This is a genomic window from uncultured Nocardioides sp. (assembly GCF_902805925.1).
Classification (GTDB): domain Bacteria; phylum Actinomycetota; class Actinomycetes; order Propionibacteriales; family Nocardioidaceae; genus Nocardioides.
Map to the genome: position 1 here is coordinate 1 of NZ_CADCUP010000029.1, position 12,001 is coordinate 12,001.

At 74.1% G+C, this 12,001-nt stretch carries 13 protein-coding genes; 1 reads left to right on the forward strand and 12 read right to left on the reverse strand.

Translation table 11 applies throughout. The annotated features are described in order from the left end of the window. Positions 1 to 224: 224 nt before the first annotated feature. From QZX64_RS01660 to QZX64_RS01715, 12 genes are all read right to left on the reverse strand, one after another. Positions 225 to 554, reverse strand: a complete 330-nt coding sequence (locus QZX64_RS01660) for an Lsr2 family protein (protein ID WP_295656430.1) — start codon at positions 552 to 554, stop codon at positions 225 to 227. 87 nt (positions 555 to 641) lie between these two features. Continuing rightward, positions 642 to 2,078: a hypothetical protein gene (locus QZX64_RS01665; RefSeq protein ID WP_295656431.1), complete on the reverse strand. Its 1,437-nt coding sequence runs from the start codon at positions 2,076 to 2,078 to the stop codon at positions 642 to 644. Then, the gene (locus QZX64_RS01670; RefSeq protein ID WP_295656433.1) at positions 2,075 to 2,896 is read right to left on the reverse strand and encodes a hypothetical protein; all 822 of its coding nucleotides are present in this window, start codon (positions 2,894 to 2,896) and stop codon (positions 2,075 to 2,077) included. Before QZX64_RS01670 ends, QZX64_RS01665 begins: the two co-directional genes overlap by 4 nt. Next, a complete protein-coding gene (locus QZX64_RS01675) occupies positions 2,893 to 3,288 on the reverse strand; it encodes a putative T7SS-secreted protein (protein WP_295656434.1) in 396 nt (131 codons plus the stop codon). The genes QZX64_RS01670 and QZX64_RS01675 overlap by 4 nt, the downstream gene beginning before the upstream one ends. A gap of 75 nt (positions 3,289 to 3,363) precedes the next feature. Continuing rightward, positions 3,364 to 4,137 carry a type III pantothenate kinase gene (locus QZX64_RS01680; RefSeq protein WP_295656436.1) on the reverse strand — a complete coding sequence of 258 codons (774 nt, stop codon included), beginning with the start codon at positions 4,135 to 4,137 and terminating at the stop codon, positions 3,364 to 3,366. Then, positions 4,137 to 5,045: a carboxylating nicotinate-nucleotide diphosphorylase gene (gene nadC / locus QZX64_RS01685; RefSeq protein WP_295656438.1), complete on the reverse strand. Its 909-nt coding sequence runs from the start codon at positions 5,043 to 5,045 to the stop codon at positions 4,137 to 4,139. Before nadC ends, QZX64_RS01680 begins: the two co-directional genes overlap by 1 nt. Further along, positions 5,042 to 6,748, reverse strand: a complete 1,707-nt coding sequence (locus QZX64_RS01690; RefSeq protein ID WP_295656439.1) for an L-aspartate oxidase — start codon at positions 6,746 to 6,748, stop codon at positions 5,042 to 5,044. The genes nadC and QZX64_RS01690 overlap by 4 nt, the downstream gene beginning before the upstream one ends. A gap of 4 nt (positions 6,749 to 6,752) precedes the next feature. Further along, entirely contained in the window at positions 6,753 to 7,169 is a 417-nt protein-coding gene (gene panD / locus QZX64_RS01695; RefSeq protein ID WP_295656441.1) for an aspartate 1-decarboxylase, read from the reverse strand. Continuing rightward, positions 7,169 to 8,062, reverse strand: coding sequence for a pantoate--beta-alanine ligase (gene panC, locus QZX64_RS01700; protein ID WP_295656442.1), 894 nt, complete (start codon positions 8,060 to 8,062; stop codon positions 7,169 to 7,171). The genes panD and panC overlap by 1 nt, the downstream gene beginning before the upstream one ends. Beyond that, the gene (locus tag QZX64_RS01705; RefSeq protein ID WP_295656443.1) at positions 8,059 to 8,979 is read right to left on the reverse strand and encodes a Rossmann-like and DUF2520 domain-containing protein; all 921 of its coding nucleotides are present in this window, start codon (positions 8,977 to 8,979) and stop codon (positions 8,059 to 8,061) included. Before QZX64_RS01705 ends, panC begins: the two co-directional genes overlap by 4 nt. 172 nt (positions 8,980 to 9,151) lie before the next feature. Beyond that, entirely contained in the window at positions 9,152 to 10,099 is a 948-nt protein-coding gene (locus QZX64_RS01710) for a hypothetical protein (protein WP_295656444.1), read from the reverse strand. Next, the gene (locus tag QZX64_RS01715; protein ID WP_295656445.1) at positions 10,096 to 11,232 is read right to left on the reverse strand and encodes a sulfotransferase family protein; all 1,137 of its coding nucleotides are present in this window, start codon (positions 11,230 to 11,232) and stop codon (positions 10,096 to 10,098) included. The genes QZX64_RS01710 and QZX64_RS01715 overlap by 4 nt, the downstream gene beginning before the upstream one ends. Before the next feature lie 42 nt (positions 11,233 to 11,274). Here QZX64_RS01715 and QZX64_RS01720 point away from each other — a divergent pair. Next, positions 11,275 to 12,001: glycosyltransferase family 2 protein (locus QZX64_RS01720; protein ID WP_295656446.1), on the forward strand; the 727-nt coding region annotated here is incomplete at its 3' end.

The following is a 12,001-nucleotide window of genomic DNA, read 5'->3' on the forward strand; positions in this document are numbered from 1 at the left end:
CTTCCTGGGCCAGCACGACAACTCGACGGGCTCGGTCTGTGAACCGCTCGAACATGTGCACTCCTCGCCTCGCTGAGGCAGTGGGAAATCAGGGTCGGACAGGCTGGGTGTCCGATGGTCCAACTCTTGGCCCAGCCTACGTGTTCCCGGGTGAAGGAGTGAGGGGGTCCGCTGAGAGCGAACGCACCCGCCCGCCGCGCCGGCCCCTCGGCGCGGCGCCGGGGTCAGTGCGCGGAGTCGTAGGCCTCGCGCACGTCGGCGGGGATCCGGCCGCGCTCGGGCACGTCGTGGCCGTTCTCGCGAGCCCAGGCACGCACCTCCTTGGCGTTGGAGCCCGAGGACTCCCCACCGCCGGAACGCCGGTTGCTGCGACGGCCCGAGCCGACCTTGCGGGCGTGACCGACGTAGCCGCTCAGGGCGTCGCGGAGCGCCTTGGCGTTGGTGTCGCTCAGGTCGATCTCGTAGGTGGTGCCGTCGAGCCCGAACTGCACGGTCTCGCTAGCGTCGCCACCGTCGATGTCGTCGACCAGGATGATGCTCACCTTTTGTGCCATGACAATTCCTCGATTCACTAGCCGACATTGCTTCTGCATTCGCAGTGTGGCCCGGATAGCGAGGGAAGACAAATTGCCGCAAGGTATTCACGCTGCATTGTCGATAACGCGCGGGTATCCGCCGATATTGCTGCGACCCGGCTCTACTGCGACGTCGATGCGAAAGGCGAAGGTCTGCGTCGCGGTTGCTCCCCAGAATCCGGCGTCGCGCATTCCCGATATCGCGGCGCGCACCGAGGGGTCCTCGCTCGCGTCGGCGGCGCCCGCCACCGCCGCGTAGAGGGCGAGGCCGTGGTTGCCCCCGCCGGCACCGAGGCTGCCCGTGCGCAGGTCGGCCCGGACGGTGGTGTGGGAGGCCCGGTCGCGATTGGGCTCCCCGTCGAGGGCGGGCACGAGGTCGGCGGAGTTCTCGAGCGACAACGCCGACACGTGGTCGGGGAGGTCGCTGGTCGCCACCGGAGCCCCCGCGGTGACGAGATGGGTCACCCGGTAGGGGAAGTCGGGGTCACCGGCCAGCGCGGCAGCCTGCATCCCGCCCTGCGAGTGACCGACCATCAGCACCGGGTCGGCCGGCCCGACCCCGGCCGCACCCATGGCCTGCTCGATGCCCTGGCCGTAGGCGGTGTCGTCACCGGCCATCAGCTCGAGGTTCGACCCCATGTCGCGCACCCGGCCGTCGTCGGCGAACGTGTCCGTGCCGGGCAGGTGCACGACCCAGCGGTCGTCGCCGTCGGCGCCGACCAGCCGCTGCACCGTGATCGCCCCGTCGCCGCCCTCCGCCGTGGCCGCGAGGTCACCGACGAGGTCCTCGAGCCGGACGGGCGCGGCGTACGGGTGCTCGTGGTGGACCGGCACCGCCACCCCCGCACGGTCGCCGAAGAGCAGCTCCCCGAGGTCGGCGGCCGCGGAGCCGGTGCTCAGGTGCGGGCCCTCGACGCCGAGCGCCCGCAGCAAGGTGCCGCTGACCGGGAGCGAGCCGAGGCCGTCGAGCAGGCCGCCGGCGCCGTTGGCGAGGGTCTGCACCACCTCCGGGTGCGCCTCGAGGAACGCGACCACGTCGTGGTCGAGGCCGGCGGCCAGCACGGGGTCGGCCTGCCGCACCACGAGGAGGGCGAGGCCGCTGGTGAGCGTCAGCGGCACGACCTGCAGTCCGAGGGAGAGCCCCAGCCCGTAGCTCAGCGACTCATAAGCCGCGCGCTGCAGGGCGTCGGCGGCGCGGTAGAGGTCGACGACGGCCGCGAAGGCGAAGCTCTGCGCCTCGACGAGCACCGCTCGCGACACGAGCCCGTGCGGGCCGTAGGTGGCGGCCAGGATCTCGGCCTCCGCCTCGGCGAAGGTCGTCGGGGACAGCACCGCGGACAGCACCAGGTCGCCGTCGGCCGCCTCCAGGCTGTCACGCCAGGCTGCCTCGATGAGCTCACCGCCCAGCAGCCCGTAGAGCAGGCCCAGGGTGGCCAGGTCGTCGTACGACGCGGCCACCCCGCCGGCGCCGCCGGTCACCGTGATCGGCACCTCGCCGGTCACCGGGGACCCCCGGCCGCGGCACGGGCGACGGCGGGGGCCAGCCAGGACGCGATGACGCGAGGGTCGCGGCGGCGCAGCCGGACCGTCGCCGCCGGACCGGGGCGCAGCTCGCGCCAGCCGTCGTCGTGGAGCACCCACGACGTGACGGCTGCGCGGCCACGACCGCGCACCAGCACCCGCAGCCGGCCCCGGCAGGTCGCCTCGAGCGCGGTGACGGCGGCGGCGTGCCGGGGCGACCAGGCACCGAGGACGTCGGTGCGGCCCGCCCGGACCGCGGCACAGCCCGCGACGAGGTCCTCGCTCGGCATCGAGACGGACTCCGGGAGCCCGCTCCCCGATGGCGCCGGGCGCGAGAAGGCGAGGGTGCGGACGAGCTGCGAGGTCCAGAGCTCCGGGGCGAACCACGCGAGCTCGAGGTCGCGCCCGCTCGACGTCGAGAGCTGCGCCACCAGGCCCGGGCCGACGCCGAACCACGCCCGCAGCGGCACCACGCCGCCGCGGCGCCGCGCCACCAGGTCGAGGCGCACCGTCAGCGAGCCACCGGCGAGCACCCGCAGGGCGAGGGCGGCCTCGGGCACCAGGTCGCCGTCGTCGAGGAGACCCAGCTCGCCGAGGTGGTCGGGCTCCCCGAGGGCGCGGCGCACGTCGTCGCGCGAGGACGGCGACGCACCGCGCAGGCGGTCGGCGAGCTGGCCGGACGCGGAGGCGTCGACGCGCAGGGGCAGCGGCGCGTCGGCCAGGTGCGCTGCCCGCACGAGGTCGGCCAGGGTCAGCACGACCCGACGCGGCAGCTCCGGCAGCTGCACCACGGCGCTCACGGCCGCAGCCCGCGCACGAGGTCGGGCAGGTCGAGCCATCGTCGGTGGCCCGGCGGCGGCAGGTCGACGACCGCGTCGACGAGCGCGCTCGCCCGCCGCTCGACCGCGGCGATCAGGTCGAGGAGCTGCTGCACCCGGTCGGCGTGGGCGCGCACCCGCTCCGCGGCCGCCTCGTAGGCATCCGCGACGGCGTGCAGCTCGTCGCGTCGCTCCGCGGCGCGCTCACGCATCCGGTCGGCGGCCACGGACACCCAGGCGACGCGCTGGCTGCGGGTGTGGAGCTCCCGGGCCTGCGCGCGCACCGCGTCGGCGCGCACCTCCAGCCGCTCGGCGACCTGCCTGATCTTCCTCGGCTCCCCGTACACGACGCCCCCGGCTTCGCTGGTCCTCACTGACCCCGACCATGCTGCCCGGATCCACCGACGGGCGCGGCCGCTCGTCCACAGGGGCGCCGGGGAGACGGCGGCTCAGGCGTTGCGGTCGAACACCAGCCGCAGCCCGTGCAGCGTCAGCCACGGTGCGTGCTCGGTGAAGCAGCTGCACTCCCCCTGCACCAGGGAGGCGAGGTGGCCGGTGGCGACCACGGTCACCTCGGTGGCGTCGACCCCGAGCTCGGCGATCATCCGGGCGACGATGCCCTCCACCTGCGATGCGACGCCGAACAGCATCCCGGACTGCAGCGCCTCCACGGTGTTCTTCGCGATCACCGAGCGCGGCCGCACCAGCTCGACCTCGCGCAGCTGCGCGCCCCGCCTGCCCAGCGCCTCCAGGGAGATCTCGATGCCGGGGGCGATGGCGCCGCCGACGTACTGGCCGGCGGGGCTGACGACGTCGAACGTCGTGGCGGTGCCGAAGTCGACGACGATCGCCGGGCCGCCGTACAGGCGCAGGGCGGCGAGGGCGTTCATGATGCGGTCGGTGCCGACCTCGCGCGGGTTGTCGGTGAGCACGGGCACGCCGGTGCGGACGCCCGGCTCGACCACGACCGACGGCACCGCGTGGAAGTGGCGGCCGAGCATCTCGCGCCACTCGTGCAGCACCGACGGCACGGCGGAGCAGACAGCGATGCCGGTCACCGCGTCGCGCCGGCCGGCGTCGGCGAGCAGGCCGCGGACGAGCACCACCCACTCGTCGGCGGTACGGCGCTCGTCGGTGGACACCCGCCAGTGGCAGGCGACCTCGTCACCGTCGAGGAGTCCCACGACGGTGTGGCTGTTGCCGATGTCGGCCGCGAGCAGCATCAGCCGGCCGCCTCGTCGAGGAGGTCCATGCCGAGATCGAGCACGACCACGGAGTGGGTCAGCGCCCCGACCGAGATGTAGTCGACCCCCGTCGCGGCGACCTCGCGGGCCCGGTCGAGCGTCAGCCCACCGGACGCCTCCAGGGTGGCGCGCCCGGCGGTGGTGCGGACCGCCTCGGCCATCGTGGGCGCGTCCATGTTGTCGAGCAGGATGCGCTCGCAGCCGGCGGCGAGGAGCTCGCGGAGCTGGTCGAGGTCGGTCACCTCGACCTCGACGGGGAGGCCGGGGAAGGCCGATCGCACCGCCTCCAGCGCGGGTACGACGCCGCCCGCCGCGATGACGTGGTTGTCCTTGACCATCGCCATGTCGGCCAGGCCGAAGCGGTGGTTGACCCCGCCGCCGCACCGGACGGCGTACTTCTGCAGCGCGCGCAGACCGGGCAGCGTCTTGCGGGTGTCGAGCACCTGCGCCCGCGTGCCCTCCAGCGCGGCGACCCAGTGCGAGGTGGCGGTGGCGACGCCGGAGAGGTGGGAGGCGAGGTTCAGCGCGGTGCGCTCGGCCGTGAGGAGGCCGCGGGTGGGCCCGGCCACCCGCATCACCACGTCGCCCGCCTCGACGCGGGTCCCGTCGGGGACGCGGTCGGTGATGCGGACGTCGGAGCCGCAGGCGTGGTGGAACGCCACGGCGGCGATGCCCAGCCCGGCGACCACCCCGGGCTGGCGGGCGCCGAACACCGCCTCGGCACGGGCGTCCGCGGCGATGGTGGCGCAGGTGGTCGGGTCGGGCGGCCCGGCGGGCAGGTCCTCGCGGAACGCGGTGCCCAGCACCGACCACACGTGGTCGGGGTCGAGGCCGGCGACCGTGAGCTCGTCGAGCAGCGCGGGGGGCACGTCGGAGAGCGACGTCATGCGATGACCTCCTGCACGGACGGGTCGGTGGACGGGGCGGGGGTGAAGGAGACGAGGAAGCCGGCACGCCCGTCGACGTGCTGCAGGACGGCGTCCACGTGCCCGGCCATCGCCGCGTCGTCGCGGTCGGGGAAGTCCTCGCGCCAGTGCGACCCGCGGGTCTCCTCGCGTCGCCCGGCGGCCAGCGCGAGGGCCGTGCTCACGGTGAGCAGGTTCGTGGTCTCCCAGGCCTCGGTGCCGGCCTCGGCGGCCTCGCTCGCGGCCAGCCCGGCGAGGTCGTCGAGGGCCTGCGCGATGCCGTCGGCATGGCGCAGGACGCCCACCCTTGCGGTCATCGTGTCCTGCAGCGACGGGCGCACGTCGCCCGCGACGAGCCCCGGCACGCGCGGGTCGAGCTCCGGCTCCACGGCCTCGACGAGCTCGCCCGGGAGCACCTCGGCGATGCGGCGCGAGAACACCAGGCCCTCGAGCAGCGAGTTGGAGGCCAGCCGGTTGGCACCGTGCACCCCGGAGCAGGCGACCTCGCCGGTGGCGTAGAGGCCGGGCACGCTGGACCGGCCGTGGAGGTCGGTGGCCACGCCACCCGAGGCGTAGTGCTGGGCCGGGGCGACGGGGATCAGCTCGGTGACGGGGTCGACGCCGTGCTCGCGGCAGACCGCGAGGATGGTGGGGAACCGGCGCTCCCAGAACGCCTGGCCGAGGTGCCGTGCGTCGAGCCACAGGTGCGGCTGCCCGGTCTCGAGCATCCGCCCCGTGATCGCCTTGGCGACCACGTCGCGGGGGGCGAGGTCGGCGAGCTCGTGCCGGCCCTGCATGAACCGTCGACCGCCCTCCTCCGGCGGAGCGTCGAGGAGGAAGCCGCCCTCACCACGCACCGCCTCGGAGATCAGCGGCTGCTGGCCCTGGGAGTCGGGTCCCAGGTACATCACGGTCGGGTGGAACTGCACGAACTCCAGGTCGCGCAGCACCGCGCCGGCCCGGGCGGCGACCGCCACGCCGTCGCCGGTGGAGACGGCCGGGTTGGTGCTCTGGCTGAAGACCTGGCCGAGCCCGCCGCTGGCCAGCACCACCGCCCGGCAGTGCACGGCCCCCACACCGTCGCGCTGCCCCTCGCCGATGACGTGGAGGGTGAGGCCCGCGACGCGGCGCACGCCGTCGCCGCCGGTGCCCAGCAGCAGGTCGACGGCCAGGGCGTGCTCGACCACCTCGATGTCGGGGGCCGCGGCGACGGCGGCGATCAGGGCGCGCTGGATCTCCGCTCCCGTGGCGTCGCCGCCGGCGTGCGCGATGCGGTCGCGCAGGTGGCCGCCCTCGCGGGTCAGCGACAGCTCGCCTCCGGGCGTGTGGTCGAAGACGGTGCCGAGGGCGATGAGCTCACGGACCGCCTCGGGTCCCTCGGTCACCAGCGCCCGGACCGCCTCGCGGTCGCAGGCGCCCGCCCCGGCCACCAGCGTGTCGCGCTCGTGCTGCCCGGGGGTGTCGCCGGGGCCCAGGGCCGCGGCGATGCCGCCCTGCGCCCACTGGGTCGACCCGGCGTCGAGCACGTCCTTGGTGACGACGAGGACCCGTTCGACGTGCGGCCGCAGCCGCAGCGCGGCGGTGAGCCCGGCGATGCCCGAGCCCACCACGACGACGTCCGCGGTGGTGGTCCACCCCGGTGGGGGCGCGGTCAGGCGCTGGGGCAGCCTCGGTCGGGACGTCATCGGCTCAGCGGTCGAGCAGGTCGCCGCGGACCAGGCCCGCCGCACCGAAGGTCTCGGCGGGGTCGAGCCCGGTGGCCATGATCTTGTTGTCGGCGTCCACGAACACCACGTGCGGCTTCAGCTCCTTGGCCTCCGCGGTCTCCAGCTGGCCGTAGCCGATGAGGATGACGACGTCGCCGGGGTGGACGAGCCGCGCCGCGGCGCCGTTGATGCCGATCACGCCGGAGCCGCGCTCGCCGGCGATCGTGTAGGTCTCCAGGCGGGCGCCGTTGGTGACGTCGACGATGTGCACGAGCTCGCCCGCCAGCAGGTCGGCGGCGTCGAGCAGGTCCTCGTCGACCGTGACCGAGCCGACGTAGTGGAGGTCCGCCTGGGTGACCGTCGCCCGGTGGATCTTGCTCTTCATCATGGTCCGCAGCATCAGCGGGCTCCTTCGTGGGTGGGGACGCGCCCCAGCGTGATGGGCATGTTGTCGATCAGGCGTGTGCTCCCCAGGCGCGCGGCGACCAGGATCCGCGCCTGCGTGCCGTCGGGCACGTCGACCGGCAGGTCGCCCAGGTCGGCGGCCCGGATGACGAGGTAGTCGAGGTCGACCAGCTTGGCGCGGCGTACCTCCGCGCGGGCGGACTCCAGGGCCACCTCGACGCCCCAGACGCCGGCCTCCCGGCCGGCGGCGAGCGCGTTGTGGAGGACCATCGCCTCCCTGCGATGCTCGGTGTCGAGGTAGCGGTTGCGGCTGCTCATCGCCAGGCCGTCGGGCTCGCGCAGCGTCTCCGCGCCCAGGATCTCCACGCCCATGCAGAGGTCGGTGGCCATCCGCCGCACGAGCGTCAGCTGCTGGTAGTCCTTCTGGCCGAAGACGGCGACGTCGGGCCGCACCAGGCCCAGCAGCTTCGCGACGACGGTGAGCACGCCGCGGAAGTGGGTGGGCCGGACCGCGCCCTCGAGGACCCTCGCCAGGGGGCCGGGCTCGATCGTCACGGCCGGCTCGCCGCCGGGGTAGACCTCGTCGAGGCCGGGGGCGAAGACGACGTCGACGCCCTCCGCGGCACAGAGCTCGAGGTCGGCCTCGAGCGTGCGCGGGTAGCGGTCGAGGTCCTCGCCGGGGCCGAACTGCATCGGGTTGACGAAGATGCTCACCACCACCGGCCCCTCGCCCACGCGCGCACGGGCCTCGCGCACCAGGCTGGCATGGCCCTCGTGCAGAGCGCCCATGGTGGGGACGAGACCGATGCTGCGTCCCGTCGTGCGTGGTGCCGACAGCAGGCCGGCAAGCTCCTCGCGGGTCTCCGCGAGGACGGGTCCGGTGGTCATCGCGCCGCCCGGCCTCGCTGCCCGACGGCGCCCGCGGCCTCGGCGGCCTCGGCCGCCTCGAGCAGGGCCGCGATGCGGGCGGCCCGGATCGGGAGGAGCCGGCCGTCGACCACGACCCGGTCGAGGGTGTCGCGCGCCATCGCGACGTACGACGGCAGCGTGTGCGGGGCGGAGGCGGCGATGTCGTCGAGGTGGGCGGCCACCGTGTTGAGGTCCCCGCGGGCGATCGGGCCGGTCAGCGCGGAGTCGCCCTGCGCGAGCGCGTTGTCGAGGGCGGCGGACAGCAGCGGGCGCAGCGTGCCGGCGGGGTCCACGCCGCCGGCGACGGTCAGCATCTCCATCGCCTGGGTGACCAGCGTGACGAGGTGGTTGGCGCCGTGCGCGAGCGCTGCGTGGTAGAGCGTGCGCCTCTCCTCCTCCACCCACATCGGCCGGCCGCCGAGGTCGGCCACGAGCCGCTCGGTGACCTCGCGCTCGCCCTCGCCGGCGGTGACGCCGTAGACGCAGCCGGGGAGCCGGGGCAGGTCGATGACGGTCCCGGTGAAGGTCATGGCCGGGTGCAGGGCGACGGCACGGGCCCCGGCCGCGACGGCGTCCTCGAGGACGGCGAGCCCGTGGCGGCCGGAGGTGTGCACCACCAGCTGGCCCTCGTGGATCGCGCCGCTGGCGCTCAGCATGGAGACGACGTTGAGCAGCATGTCGTCGGGCACGGTGAGCAGGAGCAGATCGCATGCCCGCGCCACGGCGCTCGGCTTGTCGTTGACGACGCCGGGCAGCAGGGCCGCGATGCGGTCGTGGGAGGCGTCGCTCTCGCCGGCGGCCGCCACGACGTCGTGGCCGGCTGCGCGGAGGGCGGAGGCGAGGACGGCACCGACACGACCGGCACCGACGACACCCACCGTCAGGGGGTGGTCCATGGACGAACCTCTCGTTTCAGTCCCTCCGACCACTCCAACCGCTGGTGCGGAGGAGCCGGGACGGGTACCAGACGATGTGCTCGAAGCTGTTCGACCACGACCCTACGCCCCGGGGTGCAACGGCGGGAACGGTCCCGTGGAGTGACCCATCCCACGCTCTTGCGGTGCGTGGTCAGGCGCGCAGGTGCAGTCGGGCATGGTCGGGGTCGTCCACGACGAAGGGCCGCGGCGCCCGGGGCAGCCAGTCGTGGGTCACGTGGTCGACGATGTGCACGCCCTCGGGCGAGGTCAGCTCGACGACGCCGTCGAGCACGATCCCCTCCTTGAGGCTGTTGAAGACGTGCCACTCGCGCCGCTTGCGGCGGTTGCGGATGCTGGTCGCGAAGGACTCGGGGTCGGTCCAGTGGGCGAACTCGTCGCCGTCGAGGTACTTCAGCTCCACGCACAGGCCCTGCGGCAGCGCGAACTGCTCGATCCGGCCGGGCGTCGTGCGGATCTCCCACTCGGGCGCCTTGGCGTAGACGAAGTCCGGGCTCATCGGGAAGCCCCACTCCTCGATGTTGCGCAGGCCGAGGTCCAGCCAGCCGTGCCGGTCGTCGGCGAGGTAGAGCCCGTGGCGCGGCACCCGGATCACCGCGTCCTGCATCCCGACCTGCCACGACAGGTCGGCCATCGAGGCCTCGCCCTCGGTGGTGAGCACCATGTCGCCGTCCCACTTCCAGGTGTAGCGGGTGGTGACGTGGGAGAAGCACCAGTTGTAGAAGTAGGCCAGGGAGTGCACCGAGCGCTCGTGCTGGGCCAGGTGCTCCGCCCCGGCACGCGCCACCGCGAAGGGGTAGTCCAGCAGCGTGAACCGGTGCGCCAGGCCGGTGCGCTCGGCCGTCTCCTGCGCGACCTCGCGGGTGCCGTCGGTCGAGCCGTTGTCGACGACGAGGACCGCGTCGCAGGCGCGCAGCAGGGGCGGGAGCACGAACGGCAGCGACGGCGCCTCGTTCTTCACGCGGAGCACCGCGGTCGCGCCGCGCCGCAGGCCGCCGGGCTCGTGCCACGGCCAGGCGATGTCGTAGTCGGTGTGGCCCTCGACGTTCGTCAGGCCCCGGCCTGACCCGATGGGGATCACTCCCGCGCCCGGCCGATCGCACGGCGCACGCCGCGGCGTACGGACGGCGGGATCTTGGCCCGGACCTCGTGCGGCACCCGGTCGACCAGCGAGGGCCGGTCTGCCTCGGCCGACACCCGGGCCTGGACGACCCGGGCCGCCACGACCGAGGACCTGGAGATCGCCTCGGCCTCCTCGTAGAGCTCGACGTAGGCGTCGCGCAGCTGGTCCAGGGTGGTGTGCACCTCGGGGGTGTCGCCACCCTCGTCGGCGAGCCGGTTGAGCGCCTCCCACGTCTCGGCCGTGAGCTCGTGCAGGCGGGGGGGCAGGGCGAGGTCGGAGAGGCTGAGGGTGACCCGGCGCAGGCCCGGGTCGATGAAGCGGTGCACCTCGCGGATCTGGTCGCTGCGGGTGTGGATCACCGACTGGACGTCGAGCTGGTGACCGAGCGACATCGTGGTCTTGACCCAGTCGTCGAGGAGGTCGGAGTAGCGCACGAACGCGCGACCCCCCACGGGGGCCCGTCCCGCGGCCCCTCCCACGGCCGCTCCCGCGGCCCCTCCCGCGGCAGAGCCCTCGATCTTGGTGATGATGCTGTCGCGGGTCGCCCGCTCGGTGTGCAGCAGCATGTTGAGCCAGCTGGCGGTCAGGTGCGCGGAGCCGAGCTTGTTGGCGTAGTACTTCTGCTTGCTGCCCACGACCTCGGCCGGCGGGCGCAGCATGGTCGCGAAGACCGGGGTGGCCCCGGTGCGGATGGCCGCCACGCGCCACAGCCCGAGGAACCAGCTCAGGCGCGGGTCCTTGACGACCAGCTCGGGCTGCTCGGCGAGGTGGCCCTCGAGCCAGTCGGCGACCCGGATGCGGGCGGGCTCGCGGGTGGCGATGCGCCCGGTCTCGAACCAGGCGCTGGGGCGGCTGTCGCTGACCTGGACGTCGGCCTCCTTGAGCAGCCGGTCGTGCAGCTCGACGGCCCACTGCGGCTCGCCGAAGCCCTTGGGGTTGGAGGGGTCGGCCACCACCTCGGGCTTCGGGACGTGCATGCCGAGCTTGCTGAGGATCCCCGAGAGGGTGCTGGTGCCGCTCCGGCCGGCGCCGGCGACGAAGAGCACCTTCCGCGGGACGCCCTCGGGATTCAGCTCGTCGATGGCTCTCACGGGTGGGGAGCCTACAAGAACGGTCTCGGTACGCTCCCCGGCATGAGGTGGGCCGGCAGACGCAGGCGCCGGCGCGAGCCGACGCTGGGCGTCGTGGTCCCGGCGTACGGCGTGGAGCACTGGCTCCCCGAGTCGCTCGACAGCCTGCTGACCTCCACCCACAGACCGCTGGACGTCGTGGTCGTCGACGACGGGTCGCCCGACGCCTCCGGCGAGATCGCCGAGGAGTACGCCGCCCGCGACGACCGGGTGCGGGTCGTCCACACCGCCAATGCCGGGCTGGGCGCCGCCCGCAACGTCGGCACCGCGCACGTGCGCGGCGACTACCTGGCGTTCCTGGACTCCGACGACGTGGTGCCCGCGTCGGCGTACGCCACGATGGTCGGCGGCCTGGAGGCCAGCGGCTCGGACTTCGCCACCGGCTCGGTGCTGCGCTGGGAGCCGCCGCCGCCTGCCGGCCTCGGCCTGCACGAGCCGCCGTGGATGCGCCGGCTGCACCGGCCCGCTCGCAGCATCCGCATCGGCGAGCGTCCCGAGGTGCTCGGCGACGTCTTCGCCTGGAACAAGGTCTTCCGCCGGTCGTTCTGGGACGACGCAGGGCTCCGCTGGTCGGAGGGCGTGCGCTACGAGGACCAGCCGACGACCACGCGCGCCTTCGTGCGCGGCACCTTCGACGTGGTGCCGGACATCGTCTACCACTGGCGCATCCGCGACGACGGCTCCTCCATCACCCAGCAGCGTTCGTCGCTCGCCGACCTGGTCGATCGCT